General features: G+C 65.5%; 26 protein-coding genes and 2 pseudogenes. 20 read left to right on the top strand and 8 right to left on the bottom strand.

Features of this window, described 5'->3' with window-relative positions:
- The first annotated feature begins 21 nt into the window (after positions 1-21).
- The 8 genes from ABD059_RS09300 (at position 22) to ABD059_RS09265 (ending at position 6224) form a co-directional block, all read left to right on the top strand.
- The gene (locus tag ABD059_RS09300) at positions 22-396 is read left to right on the top strand and encodes a LysM peptidoglycan-binding domain-containing protein (RefSeq protein ID WP_343879321.1); all 375 of its coding nucleotides are present in this window, start codon (positions 22-24) and stop codon (positions 394-396) included.
- Between the two features lie 188 nt (positions 397-584).
- On the top strand, positions 585-1694 hold the full coding sequence (locus ABD059_RS09295) for a histidinol-phosphate transaminase (RefSeq protein ID WP_343879319.1): 1110 nt from the start codon (positions 585-587) through the stop codon (positions 1692-1694).
- A gap of 82 nt (positions 1695-1776) precedes the next feature.
- Positions 1777-2394: an imidazoleglycerol-phosphate dehydratase HisB gene (hisB, locus tag ABD059_RS09290; RefSeq protein ID WP_343879317.1), complete on the top strand. Its 618-nt coding sequence runs from the start codon at positions 1777-1779 to the stop codon at positions 2392-2394.
- Positions 2391-3029 carry an imidazole glycerol phosphate synthase subunit HisH gene (gene hisH / locus ABD059_RS09285; protein WP_343879315.1) on the top strand — a complete coding sequence of 213 codons (639 nt, stop codon included), beginning with the start codon at positions 2391-2393 and terminating at the stop codon, positions 3027-3029. Before hisB ends, hisH begins: the two co-directional genes overlap by 4 nt.
- 20 nt (positions 3030-3049) lie before the next feature.
- Complete coding sequence (locus ABD059_RS09280; protein ID WP_019483424.1) at positions 3050-3190, top strand: hypothetical protein; 141 nt, start codon at positions 3050-3052, stop codon at positions 3188-3190.
- A 40-nt stretch (positions 3191-3230) separates the two neighbouring features.
- The gene (priA, locus tag ABD059_RS09275) at positions 3231-3989 is read left to right on the top strand and encodes a bifunctional 1-(5-phosphoribosyl)-5-((5-phosphoribosylamino)methylideneamino)imidazole-4-carboxamide isomerase/phosphoribosylanthranilate isomerase PriA (RefSeq protein ID WP_343879314.1); all 759 of its coding nucleotides are present in this window, start codon (positions 3231-3233) and stop codon (positions 3987-3989) included.
- A complete protein-coding gene (locus tag ABD059_RS09270) occupies positions 3986-4864 on the top strand; it encodes an SseB family protein (RefSeq protein WP_343879313.1) in 879 nt (292 codons plus the stop codon). The genes priA and ABD059_RS09270 overlap by 4 nt, the downstream gene beginning before the upstream one ends.
- Positions 4865-4898: 34 nt before the next feature.
- Positions 4899-6224 carry an MFS transporter gene (locus ABD059_RS09265; RefSeq protein WP_343879312.1) on the top strand — a complete coding sequence of 442 codons (1326 nt, stop codon included), beginning with the start codon at positions 4899-4901 and terminating at the stop codon, positions 6222-6224.
- Here ABD059_RS09265 and ABD059_RS09260 read toward each other — a convergent pair.
- The gene (locus tag ABD059_RS09260) at positions 6217-6675 is read right to left on the bottom strand and encodes a DUF1844 domain-containing protein (protein ID WP_343879310.1); all 459 of its coding nucleotides are present in this window, start codon (positions 6673-6675) and stop codon (positions 6217-6219) included. The genes ABD059_RS09265 and ABD059_RS09260 overlap by 8 nt on opposite strands.
- A 343-nt stretch (positions 6676-7018) precedes the next feature.
- Here ABD059_RS09260 and infC point away from each other — a divergent pair, with 343 nt between their 5' ends.
- The 4 genes from infC (at position 7019) to ABD059_RS09240 (ending at position 9857) form a co-directional block, all read left to right on the top strand.
- Positions 7019-8044, top strand: coding sequence for a translation initiation factor IF-3 (gene infC / locus ABD059_RS09255; protein ID WP_377959651.1), 1026 nt, complete (start codon positions 7019-7021; stop codon positions 8042-8044).
- 111 nt (positions 8045-8155) lie between these two features.
- Positions 8156-8350: a 50S ribosomal protein L35 gene (gene rpmI, locus ABD059_RS09250; protein ID WP_019483418.1), complete on the top strand. Its 195-nt coding sequence runs from the start codon at positions 8156-8158 to the stop codon at positions 8348-8350.
- 99 nt (positions 8351-8449) lie between these two features.
- Entirely contained in the window at positions 8450-8872 is a 423-nt protein-coding gene (gene rplT / locus ABD059_RS09245) for a 50S ribosomal protein L20 (RefSeq protein WP_343879306.1), read from the top strand.
- Positions 8873-8948: 76 nt separating this feature from the next.
- Entirely contained in the window at positions 8949-9857 is a 909-nt protein-coding gene (locus ABD059_RS09240) for a TrmH family RNA methyltransferase (RefSeq protein ID WP_343879305.1), read from the top strand.
- Here ABD059_RS09240 and ABD059_RS09235 read toward each other — a convergent pair.
- Positions 9850-11080, bottom strand: a pseudogene (locus tag ABD059_RS09235) (MFS transporter). The gene ABD059_RS09240 and the pseudogene ABD059_RS09235 sit on opposite strands and share 8 nt — an antisense overlap.
- Before the next feature lie 178 nt (positions 11081-11258).
- Here ABD059_RS09235 and ABD059_RS09230 point away from each other — a divergent pair.
- Together ABD059_RS09230 and ABD059_RS09225 are read left to right on the top strand one after the other, a co-directional pair.
- Positions 11259-11660: a DUF6855 family protein gene (locus ABD059_RS09230; protein WP_343879303.1), complete on the top strand. Its 402-nt coding sequence runs from the start codon at positions 11259-11261 to the stop codon at positions 11658-11660.
- 57 nt (positions 11661-11717) lie between these two features.
- Complete coding sequence (locus tag ABD059_RS09225) at positions 11718-12173, top strand: (deoxy)nucleoside triphosphate pyrophosphohydrolase (protein ID WP_343879301.1); 456 nt, start codon at positions 11718-11720, stop codon at positions 12171-12173.
- 22 nt (positions 12174-12195) lie between these two features.
- Here the strand turns inward: ABD059_RS09225 and ABD059_RS09220 are convergent, their stop codons facing one another.
- Complete coding sequence (locus tag ABD059_RS09220; RefSeq protein WP_343879299.1) at positions 12196-13260, bottom strand: Rv2578c family radical SAM protein; 1065 nt, start codon at positions 13258-13260, stop codon at positions 12196-12198.
- A gap of 80 nt (positions 13261-13340) precedes the next feature.
- On the opposite strand from ABD059_RS09220, the gene ABD059_RS09215 reads away from it, so the two are divergent.
- The 4 genes from ABD059_RS09215 (at position 13341) to pcp (ending at position 17309) form a co-directional block, all read left to right on the top strand.
- Positions 13341-14267 (top strand): ABC transporter ATP-binding protein, encoded by a 927-nt coding sequence (locus tag ABD059_RS09215; protein ID WP_343879297.1) that lies wholly within the window; start codon positions 13341-13343, stop codon positions 14265-14267.
- Positions 14264-15109 carry an ABC transporter permease subunit gene (locus ABD059_RS09210; RefSeq protein ID WP_343879296.1) on the top strand — a complete coding sequence of 282 codons (846 nt, stop codon included), beginning with the start codon at positions 14264-14266 and terminating at the stop codon, positions 15107-15109. The genes ABD059_RS09215 and ABD059_RS09210 overlap by 4 nt, the downstream gene beginning before the upstream one ends.
- 239 nt (positions 15110-15348) lie before the next feature.
- Entirely contained in the window at positions 15349-16545 is a 1197-nt protein-coding gene (locus ABD059_RS09205; protein WP_343879294.1) for a cysteine desulfurase-like protein, read from the top strand.
- Between the two features lie 110 nt (positions 16546-16655).
- The gene (gene pcp, locus ABD059_RS09200; protein ID WP_343879292.1) at positions 16656-17309 is read left to right on the top strand and encodes a pyroglutamyl-peptidase I; all 654 of its coding nucleotides are present in this window, start codon (positions 16656-16658) and stop codon (positions 17307-17309) included.
- A gap of 33 nt (positions 17310-17342) precedes the next feature.
- On the opposite strand, the gene ABD059_RS09195 is transcribed toward pcp, so the two are convergent.
- From ABD059_RS09195 to ABD059_RS09180, 4 genes and pseudogenes are all read right to left on the bottom strand, one after another.
- Complete coding sequence (locus ABD059_RS09195; RefSeq protein ID WP_343879290.1) at positions 17343-17864, bottom strand: Ig-like domain-containing protein; 522 nt, start codon at positions 17862-17864, stop codon at positions 17343-17345.
- A 53-nt stretch (positions 17865-17917) separates the two neighbouring features.
- Positions 17918-18298: pseudogene (locus ABD059_RS17750) on the bottom strand (hypothetical protein); the annotation flags it as partial.
- Positions 18299-18620: 322 nt separating this feature from the next.
- A complete protein-coding gene (locus ABD059_RS09185; RefSeq protein ID WP_343879287.1) occupies positions 18621-19268 on the bottom strand; it encodes an SIMPL domain-containing protein in 648 nt (215 codons plus the stop codon).
- A complete protein-coding gene (locus tag ABD059_RS09180; RefSeq protein WP_343879286.1) occupies positions 19265-19723 on the bottom strand; it encodes an eCIS core domain-containing protein in 459 nt (152 codons plus the stop codon). Before ABD059_RS09180 ends, ABD059_RS09185 begins: the two co-directional genes overlap by 4 nt.
- A 143-nt stretch (positions 19724-19866) precedes the next feature.
- Between ABD059_RS09180 and pheS the strand changes: the two genes are divergently transcribed.
- Together pheS and pheT are read left to right on the top strand one after the other, a co-directional pair.
- Positions 19867-20958 carry a phenylalanine--tRNA ligase subunit alpha gene (gene pheS, locus ABD059_RS09175; protein ID WP_343879284.1) on the top strand — a complete coding sequence of 364 codons (1092 nt, stop codon included), beginning with the start codon at positions 19867-19869 and terminating at the stop codon, positions 20956-20958.
- Positions 20959-20960: 2 nt separating this feature from the next.
- Complete coding sequence (gene pheT, locus ABD059_RS09170) at positions 20961-23501, top strand: phenylalanine--tRNA ligase subunit beta (protein ID WP_343879283.1); 2541 nt, start codon at positions 20961-20963, stop codon at positions 23499-23501.
- A gap of 204 nt (positions 23502-23705) precedes the next feature.
- Here the strand turns inward: pheT and ABD059_RS09165 are convergent, their stop codons facing one another.
- Positions 23706-24671, bottom strand: a complete 966-nt coding sequence (locus ABD059_RS09165) for a quinone oxidoreductase family protein (RefSeq protein ID WP_343879281.1) — start codon at positions 24669-24671, stop codon at positions 23706-23708.
- Positions 24672-24746: the final 75 nt, after the last annotated feature.

Here is a 24746-nt window from a genome sequence, read left to right as displayed (position 1 = left end):
AGAGTACAGAGAGGTGTATCCATGTCTGTCATCACCACGCACCAGAATTTCCCCACCACCGAGAGCGGCTCGACCAAGGGTAGCCCCACCAAGCTGCGGCTCACGCGCAGGGGCCGGCTTCTGCTGGTCGGATTGCCGATCGTCCTGCTGGCATCAGCTGCCCTGATGCTGGCCGGATTCTTCAACTCGCCCGCGAAAGCCTCGGCCGAAGGCGGCGAGGTCACCCAGACCGTCAGTGTCAGCGTTGCGGCCGGGGAAACCATCTGGCAGTTGGCTACCGAGTTCGCCCCGGACCGCGACCCGCGCGTCGTCGTCTCCGAGATTGTCGAGCTCAACAGCCTGGGCACGTCAGTGCTGCAGGCAGGTCAGCAATTGGATGTGCCCGCCAACCGGTAAGCCTGCCCGGACGCCACTTCCCACGGCCAGTGCCTCACGCCGCCAGGACATCCCCGCAGAACCCTCCAACCCGGTCGGCCAGTTTCGGCCACCGGGTGCGGAGTTTCTGCGATCGCCACGGTGACCAGGATGACGGTGGAAGACCCACCGATTCTGCACCAGCACCACTCCACGCTTAACCTTGATAGGTGAGCGAACAGTTTGAGCGGTTGAGCCGGCTACCCCTGCGCGATGATCTGCGGGGCAAGCACCCCTACGGGGCGCCACAGTTGGATGTCCCCATCCTCCTCAACGTCAACGAGAACACCTACGGGGTTCCGGACGATGTTCGGCAGGCAATCGTCGAGGCGGTCAGCAGGGAAGTCGTGGGTTTGAACCGCTACCCAGACCGGGAATTCACTGAACTCCGGACCAATTTGGCGCGCTACCTCGGCCACGGCCTGACGCCGGAGAACCTGTGGGCTGCCAACGGATCAAACGAGGTGCTGCAGCACCTTCTGCAAGCCTTCGGCGGACCGGGCCGATCCGCAATCGGCTTCCCCCCGACCTACTCCATGTATCCGCTACTGGCGAGCAGCACCGGCACCCGCTACATCGCAGGTCGGGGAAATGAGAAGTTCGACCTCAACGCCGAGGACGCGGCCCGTGAAGTCCGACAGTCCGGCGCCAACCTGGTCTTCCTCTGCTCACCCAACAACCCGTCCGGCTCAGCGCTGGGCCTGGACGTGGTGGAAGCGGTGTACGAGGCCAGCGAGGACGCCCAGGCGATCGTCATCGTCGATGAGGCCTACGCGGAGTTCGCCCACTCGGGCACCGTGAGTGCCCTGAGCCTGTTGGCAGGACGGGAACGGCTGGTGGTATCCCGCACAATGAGCAAGGCCTTCGCGATGGCCGGGACAAGGCTCGGCTACCTGGCGTCGGCGCCCGAAGTCGCTGACGCGCTCCGACTGGTCCGCTTGCCCTACCACCTGTCGGCCATTACCCAGGCGGCAGCGAACGCGGCCCTGACCCACTCTGACCTGTTGCTTGCCAACGTGGAAAACATCAAGGTGCAACGCGACCGGATAGTGGCCGGGCTTCTGCAGCTCGGATTGACCCCGGTTCCCTCGGATGCCAACTTCGTTCTCTTCGGTGGCCTGGACGACCCGCACCGGATCTGGCAGGGCCTGCTTGATGGGGGAGTGCTCATTCGCGACGTCGGTATTCCCGGTCACCTCCGGGTCACCGCTGGCACAGAGACGGAAACCACAGTGTTCCTCGAGACCCTGGGTGCCCTGCTGGAGCGGGCCGTCTCCTAGACTGGTAAGAGACTCTTTTCAAGCGGCGCCCGGTGCTGTCCCTACCGTCACCCATCCGCTACGTATCAATCGAAGGATAGCCATGAGCGTGGAAACCACTGTCGGACGCACTGCGAGCCGGGAACGGACCACCAGCGAGTCGTCGGTGTTTGTCGAGCTCGATCTGGACGGCACCGGACGCGCGGAGATCAGCACCTCGGTGCCGTTCTACGACCACATGCTGACGGCGCTGGCCAAGCACTCACTGATCGACCTCACGGTCCGTGCCACCGGTGACACACACATCGATGTCCACCACACCGTCGAGGACGTTGCCATCACCATCGGCGAGGTGCTGCGGGAAGCCCTGGGGACCAAGGCGGGCATCCGCCGGTTCGGCGAAGCGAGCGTTCCGCTGGACGAGGCACTGGCCAACGCCGTCGTCGACATCTCCGGACGGCCATACCTGGTGCACACGGGTGAGCCCGCAGGCCAGGAATACCACCTGATCGGTGGGCACTTCACCGGGTCGCTGACCCGGCACGTCTTCGAAGCGATCACGCTGCATGCCCAGATCTGCCTGCACATGACGGTGTTGGGTGGGCGGGATCCACACCACATTGTCGAAGCCCAGTTCAAGGCGTTTGCCCGGGCGCTCCGCGCCGCAGTGGAACCGGACCCACGGGTGGAGGGCATCCCGTCCACCAAGGGGGCCTTATGAGTGCGCCACGCGTCACGGTCCTGGACTACGGTTCGGGGAACATCCGTTCAGCGGTTCGCGCGCTGGAGCACGTCGGCGCTGAGGTGACCTTGAGCGCGAAGCCCGACGACGTCCTGAACGCCGACGGATTGGTGGTGCCCGGCGTCGGAGCCTTCGCGACCGTGATGAAGGGTTTGAAGGACGTCGATGCGCTACGCATGATCGGCCGGCGGGTGGCGGGCGGCAGGCCGGTGCTTGGCATCTGCGTCGGTCTGCAGATCCTCTTCGAGGAGGGCGTCGAGCACGGGGTCCGGACCGAAGGCATGGGCGAATGGCCAGGTACCGTTGAACGGTTGCAGGCTGACGTCGTGCCGCACATGGGCTGGAACACGGTGAAGGCCGCCGAAGGATCACAACTCTTCGACGGCATCGAGGACGAGCGCTTCTACTTTGTGCACTCCTACGGGGTGCAGCAGTGGAAGTTTGAGGTCACCCAGCCAGCCATGAAACCCCCAATGGTGACCTGGGCGGACCACGGCGGTCAGTTCATCGCCGCCGTCGAAAACGGTCCCCTCAGCGCCACCCAGTTCCACCCCGAAAAGTCCGGCGACGCCGGGGCCCGTCTGCTCTCCAACTGGACAGCCGGGCTGCGGTAGCCATGTGGAGCATAGTGTTGATGGGGCTTGCTGGCCTGCTGATCGGTGGGGCCATCTCCTTCCGCCGGCAGGAACTACCCAAGGCCCTGATCATCAGCTTCTGGGTCCTGGCGGGAATGGCGTTACTGGCTGCCTACCTCCTGACCCTGACCGACATCTGATTCCAGACCTCCGACAGCTACGAAAGAGTCATAACCCCCGATGAGCCTTTTTACTGAATCCCCCATTCTCGAACTGCTTCCCGCCGTCGACGTCGTCGACGGGCAGGCTGTCCGCCTGGTCCAGGGCGAGGCCGGCAGCGAAACAGGCTACGGTGACGCCCTTGAGGCGGCCCTCGCCTGGCAGCACGACGGCGCCGAATGGGTGCACCTGGTGGACCTTGACGCGGCCTTCGGCCGGGGCTCCAACCGTGAACTGCTCGGGCGCGTGGTGAACGAACTCGACATCAAGGTGGAGCTGTCCGGGGGGATCCGCGACGACGCTTCCCTTGATGCAGCGTTGGAACTCGGCGCGCACCGGGTGAACCTCGGGACCGCGGCACTGGAAAACCCTGAGTGGACGGCAGCGGCCATCGCCCGCTACGGCGACAAGATCGCGGTCGGGTTGGACGTCCGGGGCACCACCCTGGCGGCCCGCGGTTGGACTGAAGAGGGCGGCGACCTGTGGGAAGTCCTGCAGCGCCTCGAAGACGCGGGCTGCTCCCGGTACGTGGTCACCGACGTCACCAAGGACGGCACTCTCCGCGGCCCCAACCTCGAGCTGCTGGAGCAGGTGCTTGAGCGGACCTCCCGCCCGGTGGTCGCATCGGGCGGCATCTCAAGCCTTGAGGACCTCGCAGCGCTGCGCCAGTTGGTGCCGCGGGGACTGGAAGGTGCAATCGTGGGCAAGGCGCTGTACGCGGGCGCCTTCACGTTGCCCCAGGCGCTCGACATCGCCGGGCACCCGGCATCCCGGGTGTGAGCGAGCGGCACCTCCCCGCGCACATAGCGGCGGCCCTGGCGGCCAACACCGCCGATTCGGCGGGCCAGGCCTGGGCAGGCCGAGACCTGAGCGGCGAGGGCAACCCGCTGCACAACTTTGACGACGACGACGGCGCCGCACCGCCCGCCTACACCCAGGCCGTCGATCGGCTGCTGGCTGGCACCAGCGACGAAACGGGAGTGCTGGCTGCCCTCGCCGGGGTGAGGCTTTTCGTGCCGGTGGTCGCCCAGCTTGCCGGGGTAACCGGCGACGGCGAACCTCACCCGCACGCCGACCACGGCAACGGCGGGGGAATACCGGAGGGTGACAAGGAGGCCGACATGGCCTTGGTCACGCTCAAGGCACCTGATGGTCGCACCGCTTTGCCGGTCTTCAGCTCGAGTGCTGCTCTGGCCGCGTGGCATCCGGAGGCCAGACCGGTGGCTGTTTACGCGCCGCGTGCGGCGCTGTCGGCGGTCGCCGACGGAGCCGAGCTGCTGGTCATCGATCCGGGCGCTCACTTCACCTTTGTGGTGCGCCGCCCCGCCCTGTGGGCGCTCGCCCAGCAGCTCCAGTGGCGGCCGGCCTACAGCGACCCGGGCATCGCCGACCTGGTCGCCCAGATCACCGGTGAGGAACCAGCGATTCTGCGGGTAGCGCTGGGTCCCGGCAGCGGGGTTCCGGCCCGCGCGGCAGACGGTACACTGGCATCCGGCGGGGGACCGGGCCCCGAAGTGCGGCTCCAGATCACGCTCCGCGACGGGCTAGCTGGGGACGCGGTCCAGGCGGTGGTCCAGCAGCTGCAGGACCGGCTGCGGGCCACTACAGAATTTGTGGAACGGGTCGACTCCCTTGAGGTGGTACTGACCCGCTGAGGACGTGCGGGCGGACCCGCAGAAGAGTGAACCAGTGAATTTTGCCCTCTACCGGGAGCTGCTCCGTATTGTCCCGGTGCGCCGCCTGCTCATCGTCGGAATGATCGCCAGGTTCCCGCACTCCGCGGCCGGAGTCCTGTTGACCCTCCATGTGGTGCAGACCCTCGACCGGGGGTACGCGGAAGCCGGTGCCGTCGCGGCTCTTCTGACAATTGGCATCGCCGTCGGGGCCCCCTGGCGTGGCCGCCGCGTCGATAGTGCGGGGCTGCGCAAGGCCCTGATTCCGTCGGTCATCGCCGAAGCAGTGATCTGGTCTGTTGCACCCCAGCTGTCCTATGAGTGGCTGCTCGTTGCCGCCCTGATCGGTGGGTTGTTCACCCTGCCCGCCTTCTCGGTGGTCCGCCAGTCCCTGGGTGTGATGGTGTCCGGAGAGAAGCGACGGACCGCGTTCACTCTTGACGCGATCAGCACAGAAATGATCTTCATGGTGGGACCGGCGCTGGGTGTGGTCCTGGCCACCCAGGTCTCGACGGTCTTTGGCCTCACCCTGGTGGGGCTGGCGACCGCCGGTGCCGGCCTCTTCCTGATGTGGTTCAACCCACCGACCCGCAGCGAACAGCTGGGAGCTGTCTCCGGGGCCCCGACCGAAGCCGAGGACGAAGCCGCAGCCGTCGGTGCGCTGGTCGCATCGGCGCCAGCGCACGTCACCGAAGCCTCGGCCGAACTGTACCCGGGAGGACGCGCAGCACCCGGCCGTCACGGGGCGAAGGGCCGGCAGAACGTCAAGGAAAGACTGGCGGGTAGCTTCGGCTGGCTGACGCTGGCGGTGGCGGTGGTCCTGGTGGTGGCAGCTGGGGCGGGACTGGTGCTGGCCGGTACCGAGGTGGGGATCGTGGCCGCGCTCGAGGAGTCGGGCCGGGAGGGTGAACTCGGGTTGGTCTTCGCAGCCTGGTGCGCCGCATCGGTGGTGGGCGGCCTGATCTACGGTGCGCTGCACCGGCCGGTGTCCCCGCTGGTGCTGCTCCTGCTGATGGGGCTGTTCACCATCCCCATGGGTTTCGCCGAAAACACCCTGGCGCTGTGCCTGCTCTCGATCCTGCCGGGACTATTGTGCGCACCGGTCCTGTCGGCGGCGTCGGAGCGGATCGCTGACCTGGTGGTCGAGGAACGGCGTGGCGAGGCGATGGGATGGTACGGCTCGGCCCTCACCTCAGGGGTGGCGCTGGGCGCACCACTGGCCGGCATCACCATCGACACGGTGGGCCCGTCCGCGGCCTTCACGGCAGTGGGGTCGGCCGCGGTACTCATCTGCCTGCTGGGCTTGGGTGCCCAGCAGGTCCGACGACGGCGGGCTAGTTGACTGCGCCGGTGAATTTTTCGCCGGGTCCCTGACCTGGCGCGTCCTGAATGACCGACGCTTCGCGGAAGGCCAGTTGGAGCGAGCGCAGCCCGTCGCGCAGCGGCCCAGCGTGCTGGCCCCCGATCTCGGGGGCCGCGGCCGTGACAAACCCGGCCAGTGCCGTGATGATCTTGCGCGCTTCGTCAAGGTCTTTGAGTTCCTCGGCGTCATCCCCTTCTGCCAAGCCGCATTTCACGGCCGCAGCGCTCATCAGGTGCAGCGCGGAGGTCATGATCAGCTCCACGGCACTGACCTCGGCGATGTCGCGCCGAACCTGGCGAGAGTCGTCGGCGGTTTGGTCCAGGGGATCCTGGAGTGAGGGCTGGTCCAGGGCGCCTGCGGAACCGCCGCCGTCGCCGGGTGCCTGGAAGATGTTGCGTTCGCTGTCTGGATTACTGGCCGGAGTACTCATGCTGGTAAGCTTGTCACAGACCGACTGGAGGTCACTATTTCCTGCGCCTATGAGGGGCATGAAAAAGATCACTTCCAGTTTGCAAGCGGAGTTTCTTCCCACCCGCGATTGCCAGGTGTTTCGTTGCGAAACATGGTGGCAGCCGGGTAATAGGTCGGTAGGTGCAGTCACAGGTATTGCTTGACTGCACGCTTCCACTCGCAGTGGAAGTTACCGATCATCGAGGCCTCTGATTGCACGTGCAGTCGGGGGCCTTCTTCTATTGCAGGTGGTATTACTTCAAAGATTTCAGGAGCAACACATTAGCGAGCCAAGAATCAATGATCGTATCCGCGTCCCAGAGGTGCGGTTGGTAGGACCTGCGGGCGAACAGGTAGGCATTGTCCGTATTGAGGATGCTCTCCGTCTTGCCTCCGAGTCAGACCTGGATCTTGTTGAGGTTGCACCGCAGGCCAAGCCTCCGGTTGCCAAGCTGATGGATTTTGGCAAGTACAAGTATGAAGCCGCGGTCAAGGCACGTGAGGCGCGCAAGAACCAGACAAACACCGTTCTCAAAGAGATCCGGTTCCGTCTGAAGATTGACACTCATGACTACGAGACCAAGCGTGGCCATGCAATGCGCTTCCTGGGTGCCGGTGACAAGGTCAAGGCCATGATCCAGTTCCGTGGGCGTGAGCAGCAGCGACCCGAAATGGGTATCCGCCTGCTGCAAAAGTTCGCTGAGGACGTCGCCGAGGTGGGGATCGTTGAATCGACCCCCCGCATCGACGGTCGCAACATGGTCATGGTCATCGGTCCGGTCAAGAACAAGGCTGAGGCAAAGGCTGAAGCTCGACGCGCTACCCAGCGCGCCGACGCCAAGGCTGCGAATGAGGCAGTGAAGGCCGGTACCGAGAAGGTGGATACCACCCCGGACAAGGCGCCCATGACACAGAGCCTTGCGGACCTGCTACCTGATGGTTACTCGACTACCGCTTCCCAGGAGGCGGCCGAGGAAGCCGCAGCACAGGAAGTGATTGCGGCCGAAGTTGCGGCCAAGGAGGCTGCGGCGCAGGAGATCGTCGACCGCGAGAAGGCTATTCAGGACAAGGCTGATCAGGAAGTTGCAGCAGCCGAGGCGGCCAAGGCAGCGAAAGCTGCTGAGAAAGCCGCTGCTGAAGCACCGAAGGCCCCAGCCAAAGCACCAGCCAAGGCGGCCGGCGCGAAGACAGCCGAGAAACCAGCAGCTGCCCCCAAGCCCGCTGCAGCGCCGAAGCCAACCGCGGCTCCCAAGCCGATGGCCATGCCCAAGCCAGCAACACCCAAACCTGCCAGCAAGGCAGCTCCCCGGAGCACGCCGAGCCGGCCTAAGCCCGGAACCTCCGACTAGGGATTACCTCCCCCGGAGCCGCCAGGCGCCCGAATAAACCCGCAGGCACCCCCGCGGGTGCCGTACGACCCGCTGGCAATAGCTGGTGGAAACCAAAGGAGATCGGTTCTCATGCCGAAGATGAAGACCCACAGTGGTGTCAAGAAGCGTTTCAAGCTGACCGGAAGCGGCAAGCTCAAGCGCCAGCAGGCTAACCGCCGCCACTACCTGGAGCACAAGCCCTCCACGCTGACTCGCCGTCTCGGTAGCGACAAGATCGTCTCGAAGGCCGACACCAAGGTCATCAAAAAGATGCTCGGCATCTAACTCACCCAAACCACTTAACCGGGTTTGCGCCAGTCTTCTACACATTGCAGGACAGCGCTGAACATCATCACCCGGTAGATCTACTGAAGGAGTACACACGTGGCACGTGTGAAGCGGGCGGTAAACGCCCACAAGAAGCGTCGGGTAATTCTCGAGCGGGCGAAGGGCTACCGTGGGCAGCGTTCACGCCTGTACCGTAAGGCCAAAGAGCAGCTGCTGCACTCATTTGTGTACAGCTACGGTGACCGCCGCAAGCGCAAGGGTGACTTCCGTCGCCTCTGGATCCAGCGCATCAACGCTGCGTCCCGCGCCAACGGCCTGACCTACAACCGTCTGATCCAGGGCCTGAAGGCTGCCGAGATCCAGGTTGACCGCCGTATGCTGGCCGAGCTTGCAGTATCTGACGCCAACGCGTTCTCCGCACTGGTCCAGATTGCCAAGGACTCGCTGCCTGCTGACACCTCGGCCCCAGCCGGCGCCCAGGCGTCGGCCACCAAGGCGCCAGCCAAGGCAAAGGCCTAAGCGTTCGTTTTAAACCTTCTCGGTTCGGTCTCACCCGGATTACGGGGAACACCCAAAATACTGAGAACATCAGTACATGACTAACACCGGACGCCCAGCGGCACCGCCCATGACCAACCCCCGAGCTGATCGGGTCAAGGAAGTGGCTCGGCTCGCTGGGCGTCCGGCCCGTTTAAGGCAGGGCCGGTTCCTCGCCGAGGGGCCTCAATCCGTGCGGGAAGCATTAGCGCTGCATTCGGCCCGCCACGCTGCGGGCGAGCCGGAGGTCATCGAGGAGCTGTTCATCACCGAGGAATGCCTGGACCGGCATGCCGAGCTCGGATTGTTCGAGGGACAGCCTGCCCCGCGGCTGGTGACTGAGGAAGTGCTCGCCGCAATGTCCTCGACGGTGACGCCCCAGGGGGTGATTGCTGTGTGCTCGTTCGTTGATGTCCCACTGGAGGCCATGCTGGCCAGTGAACCCCGGCTGGTCGCAGTGATGGTTGAGGTACGGGATCCGGGAAACGCGGGGACCATCTTGCGTGCGGCCGATTCGGCGGGCGCCGATGCGGTGGTCCTGACGTCGTCGAGCGTTGACCTCTACAACCCCAAGGCTGTCCGTTCAACCGTCGGATCACTGTTTCACCTGCCCGTGGTGATCGGTGCCGACCTCGAGCTGGTGCTCACCTCGCTGCGGGAGCGTGGGATCGCGGTGCTGGCCGCCGACGGCCACGGCGACGTCGACCTCGATGTCTTGCAGGAAGGCAGTGCGCGACGGCGGCTCGCCCCGGCAACAGATGTGGACAGCCCCGCGGGGGAGGCTCAGCTTGAGGCGCCCACCGCCTGGCTGTTCGGCAACGAGGCGCAGGGGCTGCCCGACGCTGTGTTGAAGGGCGCGGATCACCGGGTGGCAGTGCCCATCTATGGGCGGGCCGAAAGCCTCAACGTGGGAACCGCTGCAACCGTGTGCCTCTACGCCTCCGCGAGGGCGCAACGCCTCAGCTGAGGCGTTGGCCGACCGGGGTAGGTTCAGCCGATCGGGGTGTCCCGGGTCGCCGGTCCATCCGTCCGCTGATCAAAGCCACGGCGAGCCCAAGGACGGCCAATGCCGCACCGACCAGTGCCGGAGCTGTGTAACCCCAGCCAGCAGCGATCACGGCGCCGCCCAGAAGTGCACCCAGCGCGTTGGCGATGTTGAGCGCTGCGTGGTTCAGGGAGGAAGCAAGGGACGGCGCGTCGGGGGAGACGTCCAGCAGACGCACTTGCAGCGACGGAATCAGCATTGCCCCTATGGCGCCGACCAGAAAGACGAACAGCAGGGCGGTTGGCGCCCACTGGACCGCAAACGAGAACGCCACCAGCGCGACGGCGATCACGCCCATCACCCAGTAGATGGTTCCCATCACCGAAATGTCAGCCAGCCGGCCGCCCACGATATTCCCGGTGACCATGCCCAGACCGTACAGTGCGACGACGAACGGCAGCGTCGCCTCGGGGAGGCCGGTCACCTCGGTCATGGTTGGTGAGATATAGGAGTAGACGGCGAAGAAGCCACCAAAGCCGACCGTGCCGATCAGCAGGGTCATCCACACTTGGCCACGCTGCAGTGCGCCCAGCTCGCGGCGGATACTCGCGTTCTGCAGAACCTGCTGATGCGGGACGGCACGGGAAATCATGAAGAGGGTGACCAAGCCAATCACGCCGACCAGAAGGAACATGGTCCGCCACCCAAACAGCTGACCCAGCCAGGTGGCAAAGGGCACTCCGATAACATTGGCGATGCTGAGTCCCAGCATCACCATGGCGACGGCGTGTGCGCGACGCGTGGGAGCCGAGAGGGACGCGGCAATCACCGCCGCAATGCCGAAGTAGGCGCCGTGGGGCAGGCCCGACATGAAGCGGGAAAACAACAGCCAGCCGTAGTCGGCGGCGAAGTAGGATGACAGGTTACCGATGGTGAAGAGCACCATCAGTCCCAGAGCCATCCCTTTACGGGGTAGCCGGGCGCCGAGGGCGGCGAGCAGGGGAGCTCCGATGACGACACCGAACGCGTACGCCGAGATGACATGCCCACCCTCAGGGATGGAGATGTCAAGGTCGCCCACCATCTCCTGCAGCAGCCCCCGTAATGGCGAACTCGGTGGTGCCGATACCGAAGCCGCCCATGGCAAGGGCGATGATGGCGAAATTAAGCTGCCGTGGGGTGAGGGTGCTTCGGGCGTCAGACATGAAACTCGTTTCGGCATCGGATAGTGGTTCAGGGGCTGCTCTGTAGAGCGCAACGCATCGACGCCGTTGTCTATTTCAACTCTAGCCCGGCCAGAAGTCTGGGTGACACCCCTTCTCCCTCATCTCCGCCGGAGATGAGGATTGGCAGCAGAGCCGACCCAGCGATGTAAGGAAGATCATGGCAGAAGGCACGAGGGAGGACCCGTGGCTGCTCACCACTGCCCCAGGGTCGGCCCACTACACGATGTACCGGGACGAGAGCGCGGAACCTCCGGCCCTGGTATGTCAGGTAGGCTCCACCACGTTGAAGTACCAACTGAGGGCGATCGAGGACCTTGCCGCGTGGCTGCGGGCACAGGGCGACTGGGTGCCTCTCGGCGCTGCGGACGAGAACAAAGTAGCCCCGGAGGGTTCAGTTGAAGCATGGGCCCGTTCGGAAGGGAACCCGGTGGCCGGCTGGTATGGCCTACGTAAGGGCTACCGGGGACGGTTTGGAATGTATCTGCCGCCACTCCTTGAGGAGCTCGGTCTCGTGGAACTTACCCACGAAAGCCGGAACAACCAGGTCAGGGCCCTCTGACAGCAGCCCAGCCAAACGAACAACGGGCCCGTTGGGCGTGCCCGCTACACTCGGTTCGTGCCCACTGAGAACTTACCCCGCCAGATTGTCGGCGCAGCGATCGTCGATTCCCTGACTCACCCGACCCAGCTGCTGGCCGCCCGCCGCACAGCGCCTGAGCAGTTCGCCGGGATGTGGGAATTCCCGGGCGGCAAGGTCGAGGTGGGCGAATCGGACATTGACGCGCTGCACCGGGAGCTGCTGGAGGAGCTGGGAGTCGAAGTTGCTCTTGGTGCCGAGATCATTGGACCGCTGCCGGGGGGCTGGGCGCTCAACGAGCGCGCTGTCATGCGGGTCTGGCTCGCCGAACTCGTGATCGGGGAACCGCGCCCGCTCCAAGACCACGATCTCCTCTCCTGGGTGCCACTTACCGGTTCTACTGAGCTGGCCGACCTCGCATGGATCCCGGCCGACCGCCCCATCGTCGACGCGCTGCTGACGCAGACCCGCCAGGCCGGACGGGTTGGACACTGAGGCACCCAATGAGGCGTCACCCCTAGAACAGCGTCGGCTCCTTGTCTGGCGCGAGTACGTGGTTTGTCGAGGACGTGCCCGCGGGTACACCGCCTTCGTCGGGTGATCCCGGCTGAAGCTCCCTGAAGAACTGTGCTCCCGAGGTGAATCCGTGGTTGGCCCGATGCTTGCGAATCCGGCCGGATAACCAGGTGCGGTACTCCTTGGAGGCGTAGCTCCCGCCGCTGTAGAGACGTTGGTAGCGGCCCACCAGCTCGGGATGGTTGGCCGCCAGCCACTCCAGGTACCACTCGCGTGCTCCGGGACGCAGATGCAGTGCTCCAGCGGAAACTCCCGTGGCACCCGCCGCGGCCAAAGCGCCGAAGAGTTGATCAAGCGACTCATCTCCATCTGTCAGCCAGGGCAGGATCGGCATGGCCAGGACTCCACACGGCAGTCCGGCGTCGCGCAGTCGGCTAATCAGTTCGAGCCGCGCCTTGGGGCTGGGGGTGCCGGGCTCCACTGCGTGGGCAAGCGCCGGGTCGATGATAGCTAGCGAAATTCCCATCCCAATCTGCACCATTGACGACGCCTTCTGCAAGAGGGGAATGTCCCGTGCCAGGAGGGTGCCCTTCGTGAGGATGGAGAACGGGGTACCTGAATCGGCGAGCGCGGTGATGATGTCGGGCATCAGTCGGTAGCGGCCTTCGGCCCGCTGGTACGGGTCGGTGTTGGTGCCCATCGCGACGTGTTCCCGTTGCCAGGATCGGCGGGACACTTCGCGGCGCACCACTTCTCCCACGTTGGTTTTGACCACCAGCTGGGAGTCGAAGTCCAACCCGGTGTCCAGGTTCAGGTAGCTGTGGGTCTTTCGCGCGAAACAGTAGACGCAGGCGTGGGAGCAGCCGCGGTAGGGGTTGATGGTCCAGTGGAAGGGCATGCTGGAGTTGCCGGGTACCCGGTTCAGTGCCGACTTGGCGAGTACCTCGTGGAACGTGATACCCGCAAATTCTGGTGTCCTGACGGTCCTGACCAGGCCACTCAGGGGCAGCAACGGCTCCTGAGAAGCCGGCGCCGTCGTCGTCGTACTCTGACCAGCCCATCGCATGAATATATTAGAACACACGTTCTACTGCGGTGGGGGAGGGCTGCTTGTAAGCTGTGAACTGAGGAAGGCGGTGCGGGTCAATGGGCCAGGTGATCGAGGTCGAGGGCCTCCGGAAGTCGTTTGGTCGCCGGGATGTTCTGCATGGCATTGATTTTGGGGTGGAACGCGGCGAGGTCTTTGGCGTGATTGGGCCCAACGGTGCGGGCAAGACCACCACCATGCGTTGCCTGCTCGACATCATTCGACCGAGCGCCGGAAGTATCAGGATTCTGGGGGAGGATCCGGGCGCTGCGGGACCTGGACTGCGACGCCGAATCGGTTACCTGCCGGGTGAGCTGTTCCTTGAGCAACGGATCACCGGACGCCGGTTGCTCGCCCACTATGCGGCGATCAGCGGTGCGGTGCGGCCGGGGCGAGCGGACGAGCTGGCGGAACGCTTCAACCTGGACCTGGACCGCCACACCCGCAAACTGTCCAAAGGTAATAAACAGAAGCTGGGGCTGGTGCAGGCCTTCATGCATGACCCCGAGGTGCTGATCCTCGACGAACCGACGAGTGGCCTGGATCCACTGATCCAGCAGGAATTTCGTGCACTTTTGAACGAAGCGCAGGACAACGGGCAGACAGTCTTTCTGAGCTCCCACGTGCTGAGCGAGGTTCAGCAGGCAGCCGACCGGGTAGCCATTCTGCGTGACGGCAACATCGTCCAGGTTTCGACCGTCGCTTCCCTGCGCGAAGGAGCGCTCCGCCAGGTGAAGATAGCCGTCATTGGCGTGGGTAGCTCCGAGCTGCGGCTCCGACTGCAGCGCGTGCCAGGCCTTAACCTGAGCGAGGTGCACGACACCGACCTTGGGGCAGCTGCGGCTGCGAGCTTCGAAGGAGCCATCCAACCGCTGGTGCAGGCGTTGGCCCCGCTGCAACTCGCCGACCTGGTGATCGAGGAGCCCGACCTTGAAGAATCAGTGCTCAACCTGTACGGCAAGGTAGCCGTAGGGAGTGCGCCATGACCGGCGCGGCCTACTCAGCCACGCATCGGACTCGGCCGGGGCCGTCCGCTGTGCTTCCCCTGTTCAGGCGTGCGCTGCTTGAACACTGGCGGTCGACCCTCGCATGGGCGATCGGACTCGCCGCCGCCATCGCGGTCTACCTGCCACTGTTTTCCACTCTGGGGAACAGCGTGGAGATGCAAAGCATGATTGACGCTCTCCCGCCGGAGATGACCAGAGCACTGAACTATGACGAGATCACTTCCGGGCCGGGTTACACGCAAGGCACGATCTTCGGCCTCATCGGGTTCATGTTGATGACTATCGCGTCAGTATCCTGGGGCGCGTCGGCAGTGGCCGGTGATGAGGAGGCCGGGCAGTTGGAACTGACTCTGGCGCACGCAGTCACCAGGCCCCAGGTGGTGTTGGAGCGGGCCCTGGCAATCGGGGTGCGGATTGTGGTGCTCGCAGCAGTGGTCTTTGTTCTGGTGTTGTTCCTGAACGAGCCCGCCCAACTGGAGATACAAACCTCTCATCTGTTCGGTGCGACAGTCCTGTTCGCGGGACTGGCGCTCCTCAGCGGGACGGCTGCCCTGCTGGTGGGAGCCGTGAGTGGCAGGAAAATTTTCGGCCTGGCTGCCGGCGCTGCGGTTGCTGTGCTCAGTTACGTGTTCAACGCCGTCGGGCGCCAAAGCCCCGATCTGCAGTGGCTGCTGAATCTGTCGCCCTATCACTGGGCCTACGGGGATTCGCCGCTGGCCAATGGGGCAGACTGGGGTGCGGCCGCCTGGCTATGGGGTATCTCGGCGGCGCTCGCGGGACTCAGCGCTGTGGCATTGCAGCGACGGGATGTTGGAATCTAGGGGCGGAACTGGCTGGTTCAGAGCTGTTCCACCCCGCTGAAGATCGGGCTGGTGTGCAACACAGCCGAACTGGGCGCGCGAATGCCGCACGGATCGGCACCAAAACCCGGTGACGGTGCCCGAGGAGTCCCAGCCACGGTGCGGGGACGGCGATAGGGTCATCCGTCAGTGCCGCTGTGCCAACCCGTCGCAGGTTTCCCCCGTAGGCTTGAGCATCGCCTGCCATCCGAAAGGACCCCATGCCCCTCGACGTCGAGAGCCTGCGTTCACACTTCCCGTCACTGGCTTCCGGGATCGCCCATTTCGATGGTCCAGGCGGAACCCAGACACCGCGCGCCGTTGGGCAGGCGATCGCCGACACACTCACCGGTCCGCTGTCCATTCGGGGGAGCTCAGTCGCCTCCGAACGCAACGCTGACACGGCGGTACTCAGTTTCAGGTCGGCGATGGCGGACTTCCTCAACGCGGACCCGTCCGGGATTGTCTACGGCCGCAGCGCCACCCAACTCACCTACGATTTCGCCAAGCACCTCAGTACCGGGTGGGGGCCAGCCGATGAGGTGATCGTGACCCGTCTGGACCACGACTGCAACGTCCGGCCGTGGGTTCAGGCCGCCGAGCGGCGGGGCGCCACCATCCGCTGGGTCAGTTTCGACCCCGAGACCTCGGAATTGCGCCTGGACGAACTGCGGGAGGCGTTGAGCTCGCGCACGCGGCTCGTCGCCGTCACGGCAGCATCGAACCTGCTCGGAACCATGCCTGATATCCGGCGCATCGCTGGGATGGTGCACGACGCCGGTGCCCTCCTGTTCATCGACGGTGTGCACTATGCCGCACACGCCGCCGTGGATGTGCGGGCGCTGGGTGCGGACTTCTTCGTCTGCTCGCCCTACAAGTTCCTGGGCCCCCACTGCGGTGTGCTCGCCGCCGCGCCGGCCCTGCTGGAGACACTGTTGCCCGAGAAGCTGCTGCCCTCCACCAACGCGGTCCCCGAACGCTTTGAACTTGGCACCCTGCCCTACGAGATCATGGCCGGCACGACGGCGGCAATCGACTTCACGGCAACCCTGGGTGACGGCGGGTCCCGGCGGGAACAGCTCCTCGCAGCCCACGCCGACATCGAACGGCATGAGGCGGCACTCCTGGCGATTCTTGAGGCGGCACTAGCCCAGATGCCTGCCGTGACAGTCCACTCCCGGGCTGCCGTCCGGACCTCGACGCTGCTGCTCACCTTCGACGGTCACGACGCCGCCGCGGCCAGCCGCTTCCTCGCCGAACGTGACATCCTGGTGCCCGCCAGCAACTTCTACGCGATCGAAGCGGTCGGCGTCCTGGGGCTGGGAGCGGCGGGCGGGCTCCGGGTGGGCCTGGCGCCCTACACCAACCTCGACGACGTGCATCGGCTGATCGAGGGGCTGACCGCGTTCCTCGACTGACCGGGTGGCGCTGTCCGGCCCACCATAGTGGCTCACCCGAGGACGCGGTGTTGGGCAACCACTACTGTGCGCCTAAGCCACTCGTGTGGGGCGTCGCCTAGGCTTGACCCATGATTCTCCTCACCGGATTCGAGCCGTTTGGCGGCGAAGCAGCCAACCCTTCCTGGCAGGCGGCGCAGCAGGCCGCCGAGGATCTACGGGCTGATGGGGTCGAGGCACGTGCGGTCGAGCTGCCCTGCACTTTTGGTGAAAGTATCGCCATCCTGCGTGCCGCGGTCTCCCTGCACAGCCCCAGGCTGGTGTTCTGCGTGGGTCAGGCGGGCGGACGAACGAAGATCTCGCTGGAACGCATCGCGATCAACATCGACGACGCCCGCATCCCCGACAACGAAGGCAACCAGCCCATCGATGCGCCGGTTCGGGTCGGCGGCCCGGCCGCGTATTTCTCGACCCTGCCGATCAAGCAGGCGTTACACGATTTGAGCGAGGCTGGGATTGCCGCCGAAATCTCCCAGACCGCCGGCACTTATGTTTGCAATCACGTCTTTTACGGGCTGATGGACCAGCTGGCCAGCTCGATCGACAGCAGCGATGACGGCCCCCGGGGTGGATTCATTCACGTTCCCTACTCCGTGGAACAGGCAGCAGTTCACGGCGTTCCGGGAATGCCCGTTGCCGAGATGGCCGCTGCGCTTCGCCTCATCGCGTTGACGAGCCAGCGGACGACGTCGGACCTGCGCCTGGCCGCCGGGGCAGAACACTAGGCGCCGCTCACCTGATCGGGGTCGGCAAGTGATTCAGGGGGGAAGGGAAGCCCACCATGCTCTCGGTCCGCCGGCAGCGCGCAGCACCGTTAGCGAGGCGCGGCCCGTTAGCTGATCCCGTCCGTCGAGGGAACCAGAGATGGTGGTGATGCCAGGGGCGACCGATGTGGCACGTCCCGAGGCGGCGATGGTTGCGGTCCCGGGCTCGGTGGACTTCCAGATGATCCGGCCCTCGGCTGGTCGGGTGCTGCCATCCTGGAGCTGCGCCACTGCGACGTATTCGACCGTCCCGCCCAGAAGCACTGTCTCGGCTCGGGGTTCGATGATCAGCCCGACAATCCGTTCGTCAGCAGGGCTTCCCCACACCAGTCGGGGTCCGAACGCTGCCGTCACGATTAGCGCCACGACACAGGCGACGGCGGCGGTGACGGCGAGAACCACATGCCGCTGATACTCTCGCATACCGTCCTGCAGTGCCCGGTCGACAAAAGCCGGGTGGGATTGTGCCCGGTCGCTTGCTTCCGCCGCGAGGTGGTCGCGGACCTGACTGTTCATGGCGTTTCCTGCTGGGCATCGGCCTTGGCATTGCCGGTTCGCAGATCGGCCCGCACCCGGTTCACCGGCCGATTGGTGATTCGAGCGATCTGAGTGGGCGAGAGGCCGGCGAAGTCGTGGAGGACCACTGCTGTGCGTTCCGCTCGATCAAGCGCCGTCAGCAAGGAGCCACCCGCGGAGGGTGCCCTGATCCACCCGGCATGGCGAAGGTGCAGGTCGACCAGTTCGACCAATTGGCAGATGACAAACGTTCGTATGTCGGGAGTCACCGGACCCTTCCACACCGTGGCAGTTTTCGCCCAGGAGGCTTCAAGGAGCCGCAGGGCTATCGCTGGATCATCACAGAACAACTGAGCGCAGAGTTCAAGATCTGCTCGCTGGCGGTCGAACTCGTCCCGCAGTGCTTCCTCCCGGGAGGAGACTGCGGCAGCCATTCTGTAGCCGGAGGGAAGCCCGAACTCCACCTCCTTCACAGCCGGGAGGATCACCTCGGTCACCAGCAGCGCGGTACCCACGGTGATCAGGCCCAATCCGTAGAGGCCCACGCCGAAAATGGCCAGGCTGGCCAGACCTTCAGCTGAAGAATCGGGTGGCAAGAGAATTCCCACGAGTACCAGGGTGACACTTAGGCACCCTAGTACCAGTTGTTTGGTAGTCAGCAACGACCGTCGCGGACCCTTGGGAACTTCACACATGATTCCCCCAATGCAACCCGAACCCGGGTCTCTGGATAGCACGCCGGGTGTTACTGGCGCGTTACTCCAGCCGTTGGATCCGCCAGCGGACGGTAACACTGCAGACGACCTCGGCCTCACCCGGCTCGACGGGCATTGATGACTGCTCAGTCATAATCACTTTGGGTAACAGGGGACGGGCAGGGTGCCCCGCCACCTCGGATACCTCCTCCACTGTTCCGAGGACGCATCCCGCAAGTTCGGCCCAGCGGCGGGCCCGGGTGAGTGCATCCTGCCAGGCGGCCTCCTGTGCCTCGGCTGCCCTGGCCCCCGGAGCGGAGAAGCCGAACGACAGCGAGCTGATCCGGGTGTCGTCGCCGCCAGCCTGCACCACAGCGTCAAGGACGGCTGACGCTGACGATAGATCATCGATCGACAAAATGAGATCCTGCGACGCGACGTACCCGGTGACCCGCTGTTCCTGGTTTTCGCTCCACAGGATGTCCGCGCGCAGCCCGAGCTGGCGGGTGGTCCGACGAAGTGACTGAAGCTGGAGAGCGTCCAGAGCGTCGAACACCCTCACGACGGCGGCGGCTGCCCCGAGATACGCCTGCGGGGCCGCCGGACGGCGCACCTCGACCCCGACGCCGAGGTGCAGGCGGTCGGGGACGGCGGCGACCGAGCCAGTACCGGTGACTGTGATGGTTGAAATGTCGGTGCCTGATGTCATGGTGATCCTTTCTTCCCGAACACGGCGGAAAGCGTCGTGGAAAGCGGTCTTACCGGCCGTTGAACATAGCCGCCATCGGCCAATCCCGCGCCGCGCTCAAACGGGTTCACGGAGGCCGGATCGCCGGTGCGCAGGAGGGAAAAAGCCGCCGCCGCGAAGTACAGCGGCAGGAAGGGCAATCCCAGACAGAGGGCGTACTGCGTGCTGTGCCGGGCTTCGTGGGCCAGGAGCGCCGGGCGGGGTGCCCCGTTCGCAGCCGAGCCGCGGAACAGGATGACGTTCCCCACGGTGAAGGCGCTAGCGACCGGCAGGGTGCCGGTGTAGCCGAAAGCGAGGAGGAGTCCCTCGGGGCCGGGGCGGAGGTCGCACCGTTTGGCCTTGGCAAGGAGAAGCCCGGCCCCCGTGGACAGGTTCAGCCAGTTGAGCAACCATCGCGTTCTGTGGGCCGGGACCATGGGAATCATCCTAGTACGGGAGTTACAGGCGCCCATTGGGGACTCAGCACCGGTGTTGGCTAGACTTGCACCGTCTGCCAACGGTCACCGGATCCGCGGTGAAACACCTGTTGCCCACCACCACTGAAGGTATGAACATCCCGATGTCTGACTCCACACAGCCGGGCGGACCCGCCCACGCGACGTCCGCCGTCGTCGACGTTCCCTCACCGCTGGATGCCGAAGCTATCGGCGCCACCGTGGACCGCGCGATCAGCGATATCGCCGCCGCCGCCGACCTGGACGCGCTCAAGCAGGTCCGGATCGCCCACACCGGCGACAAGTCTCCTCTCAGCCTGGCGAACCGGGGCATCGGTGCCCTCGCCAAGGAGGAGAAGGCGGCAGCCGGCAAGAACATCGGCCCGGCCCGCGGCCGGATCAACGCTGCGCTCGCCGCCCGCACCACCGAACTCGAAGCGGAACGCGACGCGCGGATCCTCGTCGAAGAGGCGGTGGACGTCACTGCAGCCCCGCGCCGTCGTCGTGCCGGTGCCCGCCACCCGCTGTCCACCCTGCAGGAACGCGTCAGCGACATCTTCGTCGGCATGGGCTGGGAAATCGCCGAGGGCCCCGAACTGGAATCGGAGTGGTTCAACTTCGACGCGCTCAACTTCAAGCCGGACCACCCGGCCCGCGACATGCAGGACACCTTCTTCGTCGAGCCACCCGAAGCGCACCTGCTCCTGCGCACCCACACCTCACCGGTCCAGGTGCGCTCCATGCTCGAGCGTCCCTTGCCGCTGTACGTGCTGTGCCCCGGCAAGGTCTTCAGGACCGACGAGCTCGACGCCACCCACACGCCCGTGTTCCACCAGTTCGAGGGGCTGGCCATCGACCGGAACCTCAGCATGGCCGACCTGCGCGGCACCCTCGAGCACTTCGCACGCCTGATGTTCGGCGACGACGCCCAGATCCGGCTGCGCCCGAACTTCTTCCCCTTCACCGAGCCCTCAGCCGAACTCGACATCTGGCACCCCGGAGCCAAGGGCGGACCGCAATGGATTGAATGGGGCGGGTGCGGAATGGTGCACCCCAATGTGCTGCGCGCGGCGGGCATCGACCCGGAGGAATTCTCCGGGTTCGCCTTCGGTATGGGCATTGAGCGCACCCTGATGTTCCGCAACGAGGTAGGGGACATGCGGGACATGATTGAGGGCGATGTACGGTTCAGCGAGCACTTCGGGATGGAGATCTAAGCATGCGTATTCCACTTTCCTGGTTGCGTGAATTCGCACAGGTCCCAGCCGGCGCCACCGCCGAAGACGTGATGGCCGAACTGGTCAAGGTCGGCCTCGAAGAAGAGGCAGTCCACCGGCCCACCGACACCCTGTCCGGGCCCGTCGTCGTCGGCCAGGTGCTCTCGATCGTCAAGGAACCCCAGACCAACGGCAAAACCATCAACTGGTGCCAGGTCCGGGTAGTGCCCGAGGGGCAGCCACAGACCCTGACCAACGAGGGCATTGACCCGTCGGGTGTGCAGGGTATTGTCTGCGGCGCCCACAACTTCGTCGAGGGCGACAAGGTGGTGGTGACGCTGCCGGGTGCCGTGCTGCCCGGCGACTTCCGCATCGCCGCCCGCAAAACCTACGGCCACGTCTCGGCAGGAATGATTGCCTCCGTGCGCGAGCTCGGCATCGGCGATGACCACGACGGCATCCTGGTGCTCTCCACCCTGGGGCTGGACCCGGAGATCGGCTCCGACGCGATGGACCTGCTCGGCCTCTATGACCAGGCCGCCGAAATCAACGTCACCCCGGACCGCAGCTACTGCTTCTCGATCCGCGGCGTTGCCCGCGAGTACGCCCACGCCACCGGGACCACCTTCACCGACCCGGCAACCCGGGTCACTGCGCCGGCCACATTGTCCGGTGGCTACCCCGTCACGCTGAGCGATGACTCGCCGATCTACGGGAACCCCGGTTGCGACAGGTTCGTCGCCCGCACGGTGACTGGCGTTGACGCCACCCGTCCCACGCCACCGTGGATGGCCTCCCGGCTGAGGCTGGCCGGAATCCGGTCGATCTCGCTGCCCGTGGACATCTCCAACTACGTGATGCTCGAACTCGGTCAGCCCATTCATTGCTACGACCAGGACAAGCTCTCCGGCGGCATCGTGGTCCGCCGGGCAACGCCGGGGGAGACCCTGAAGACCCTTGACGACAAGGTCCGCAAGCTCGACGTCGAAGACCTCCTGATCGCTGACGCCTCCGGGGGCATCGGTATCGCGGGCGTCATGGGCGGCGCCGACACCGAGGTCTCCGACACCACCAGCACGGTCCTCGTGGAGGCTGCACACTTCGATGAGGTGTCGATCGCCCGGTCGCGTCGCCGCCACAAGCTGCCGTCCGAGGCATCAAAGCGCTTCGAACGGGGAGTGGACTGGCAGGTCGCGGGTATCGCAGCCCAGCGCGTCGTCGACCTGCTGGTCGAGCTCGCCGGCGGCACTGCCGAGGACGCCGGAACCGACGTCGGCACTGAGCCCGGCGCCGTCGTCATCGACCTGCCTTCCGGCTACCCGGCCCGACGGATTGGGATGGACTTCACCGACGAGCAGATCACCGGGGCGCTTAACGACCTGGGAGCCGAGGTGGAAGCGCACGACGGCGGCCACACCGTCACCGCTCCGAGCTGGCGCCAGGACCTCCAGATCAAGGACGACCTCACCGAGGAAATTGCCCGTCTAGTGGGCTATGACACGATCCCCTCCCGGCTTCCCGTCGCTCCTCCCGGCAGCGGCCTGTCCCGTGTACAGGTGCAGCGCCGCCGGATGCTGCAGGCTTTGGCCGACTCGGGACTCACCGAGGTGCTGTCCTACCCGTTCGTGTCGCTGGAGAGCAACACCACCTTCGGTTCGCCCGACGGGTCGGAGCAGGCGTCGGTCAAACTAGCCAACCCGCTGAGCGCCGAACTGGGCTTCCTGCGCCGCTCGGTGCTCCCCGGTCTGATCGAGGTGGCCAAACGGAACCACTCCCGCGGTTTCCGCGACCTGGCACTCTATGAGGCCGGGCTGGTGTTCCTGCCACAGGATGCCGTCGGCAGCAGCGAGATCCCGCCACTGGGTGCCCGGCCCTCCGAGGAAGTCCTCGACGGACTCTACGACGGGCTACCCGACCAGCCGCTGACCATCGCCGCGGTCTTCACCGGCAACGATTCGCCAGCCGGAGCCAACCACCAGCCGCGAGCGTGGGACTGGGCCGATGCCCTGGACACGGTCCGCCTGATGGCCGACGTCGTCGGCGTGGATCTTGAGGTTTCGCAGGGCGAGCACCAGGCGTTCCACCCCGGCCGGACCGCCCGGATCTCGCTGCGGACCGGTGAACTGCTCGGCTATGCCGGTGAGCTGCACCCGAAGCTCCTCGCGGCACAGGATCTGCCGGCCCGGACGGTGGCGTTGGAAATCAACGCCGACCTGTTGTTCGAGGCGGCCCCGGACGTGATTGTGGCGAAGCACCTCTCGACCTTCCCGGCCACCACCCAGGATGTGGCGCTCGTCGTCGACGGCTCCCTGCCAGCCGACGACGTCCTGTCCACCCTGCGCGAAGGTGCGGGGGAGCTGCTCGAGGACGTGCACCTGTTCGACGTGTACGACGGCGCGGGCATCGAGGACGGACACAAGTCGCTGGCGTTCGCGCTGCGTTTCAGGGCGCCGGACCGCACCCTGACCGCCGATGAGGCAAGTGCCTCCCGCGACGCGGCAGTCCACCTGGCGGCCGAACGGCACGGCGCCGTCCAGCGCTAACCGTTCAGCGCTAGTACTGAAGCGCACCGGCGCGCCCTGGGGTGCAGGTTTCCCCGGGTAGTGCTGCATGAAACGCAAACCCGCGGCGTGTTTGACTCAACACGCCGCGGGCCGGCCAACAAGGTGGGGAAACTTGCACAGGGTCAGCCCAACCAGGACGACCTCAGCCCCAACTGTGACGTCCTAGGGGGTAACCGTGCCGCTCTAGGGGATAAGCAGCACCTTTCCGGTGGTTTTGCGTGCCTCCAGGTCTTCGTGCGCCTGCGCGGCGGCGTCCAGGGGATAGGTTGCGCCGATCCTGACCTGCAGCGAGCCGTCCACGACGGCGGCGAACACCTCCGAGGAGCGCCAACGCCGTTCCTCGACGGTCAGCAGGTGATCGAGCAGCTTCGGCCGGGTGAGATGGACCGACCCTGCGGACGCGAGCCGCTGCGGGTCGAACGCCGGAACCGGCCCCGACGCAGCACCGAACAGGACCAGCGTGCCGCGCTTCCGTAGCGATGCCAAGGACCCGTCAAAGGTCGCCTTGCCGACGCCGTCGTACACCACATCCACACCCACACCGTTGGTCAGTTCACGCACGGCGGTGTCGAAACCCTCATACCGGAGCACCTCGTCGGCGCCGGCCTCACGGGCCAGGGCCTCCTTGTCGTCGGTGGAGACGGTGGTGATGGCCCGTGCTCCCCTGGCCTTGAGGAGCTGGATCAGGAGCAAACCCACCCCGCCGGCGCCGGCGTGGGTGAGCACCGTCTGGCCCAGCTGCACCTTGAACGTGGTGTTGATCAGGTAGTGCGCGGTCATGCCCTGCAGCGGAAGCGCTGCTGCCGTTTCGAGGCTGATGCCCTCGGGCACCGGCAGGGCCTGATCGGCTTCCACCAGGGTGAACTCGGCGTAGGTGCCCTTCCCTTCAGCGAAGGCCACCCGGTCGCCGACGGCGAAGCCGGACGCCTCCGGGCCCAGTGCCACCACCTCGCCGGCGGCCTCGGCGCCCGGAATAAAGGGATAGTCCACCGGGTAGTAGCCGCTGCGCTGATAGGTTTCGATAAAGTTCACGCCTGCCGCGGCCACCCGCACCAGGAGTTCGGAGCCCGCTGGTGTGGGTTGATCCACCTCGGCCACCCTGAGTACGTCGGGCCCTCCGGCTTGCTGGATAACAATGGCTGTTGGCATCAAGGCTCCTTCATCGGTGTGCGGTGCTCCCATGCTAGATCGAGTGGGCCTTCTGACAGCACCTATGCATAGTTA

Origin of the sequence: Arthrobacter flavus (assembly GCF_039526005.1) — a bacterium.
In the GTDB taxonomy this organism is placed as follows: Bacteria; Actinomycetota; Actinomycetes; order Actinomycetales; family Micrococcaceae; genus Arthrobacter_D; species Arthrobacter_D flavus.
This window is presented reverse-complemented; position numbering and strand designations above follow the sequence as displayed.

Coding starts and splice junctions, on each gene's coding strand:
- ABD059_RS09300 (WP_343879321.1), top strand. CDS start 22: ATGTCTGTCATCACCACGCACCAGAATTTCCCCACCACCGAGAGCGGC.
- hisB (WP_343879317.1), top strand. CDS start 1,777: ATGAGCGTGGAAACCACTGTCGGACGCACTGCGAGCCGGGAACGGACC.
- hisH (WP_343879315.1), top strand. CDS start 2,391: ATGAGTGCGCCACGCGTCACGGTCCTGGACTACGGTTCGGGGAACATC.
- ABD059_RS09280 (WP_019483424.1), top strand. CDS start 3,050: ATGGGGCTTGCTGGCCTGCTGATCGGTGGGGCCATCTCCTTCCGCCGG.
- priA (WP_343879314.1), top strand. CDS start 3,231: ATGAGCCTTTTTACTGAATCCCCCATTCTCGAACTGCTTCCCGCCGTC.
- ABD059_RS09260 (WP_343879310.1), bottom strand. CDS start 6,675: ATGAGTACTCCGGCCAGTAATCCAGACAGCGAACGCAACATCTTCCAG.
- rpmI (WP_019483418.1), top strand. CDS start 8,156: ATGCCGAAGATGAAGACCCACAGTGGTGTCAAGAAGCGTTTCAAGCTG.
- ABD059_RS09240 (WP_343879305.1), top strand. CDS start 8,949: ATGACTAACACCGGACGCCCAGCGGCACCGCCCATGACCAACCCCCGA.
- ABD059_RS09230 (WP_343879303.1), top strand. CDS start 11,259: ATGGCAGAAGGCACGAGGGAGGACCCGTGGCTGCTCACCACTGCCCCA.
- ABD059_RS09220 (WP_343879299.1), bottom strand. CDS start 13,260: ATGCGATGGGCTGGTCAGAGTACGACGACGACGGCGCCGGCTTCTCAG.
- ABD059_RS09215 (WP_343879297.1), top strand. CDS start 13,341: ATGGGCCAGGTGATCGAGGTCGAGGGCCTCCGGAAGTCGTTTGGTCGC.
- ABD059_RS09210 (WP_343879296.1), top strand. CDS start 14,264: ATGACCGGCGCGGCCTACTCAGCCACGCATCGGACTCGGCCGGGGCCG.
- ABD059_RS09205 (WP_343879294.1), top strand. CDS start 15,349: ATGCCCCTCGACGTCGAGAGCCTGCGTTCACACTTCCCGTCACTGGCT.
- pcp (WP_343879292.1), top strand. CDS start 16,656: ATGATTCTCCTCACCGGATTCGAGCCGTTTGGCGGCGAAGCAGCCAAC.
- ABD059_RS09195 (WP_343879290.1), bottom strand. CDS start 17,864: ATGAACAGTCAGGTCCGCGACCACCTCGCGGCGGAAGCAAGCGACCGG.
- ABD059_RS09185 (WP_343879287.1), bottom strand. CDS start 19,268: ATGACATCAGGCACCGACATTTCAACCATCACAGTCACCGGTACTGGC.
- ABD059_RS09180 (WP_343879286.1), bottom strand. CDS start 19,723: ATGGTCCCGGCCCACAGAACGCGATGGTTGCTCAACTGGCTGAACCTG.
- pheS (WP_343879284.1), top strand. CDS start 19,867: ATGTCTGACTCCACACAGCCGGGCGGACCCGCCCACGCGACGTCCGCC.
- pheT (WP_343879283.1), top strand. CDS start 20,961: ATGCGTATTCCACTTTCCTGGTTGCGTGAATTCGCACAGGTCCCAGCC.
- ABD059_RS09165 (WP_343879281.1), bottom strand. CDS start 24,671: ATGCCAACAGCCATTGTTATCCAGCAAGCCGGAGGGCCCGACGTACTC.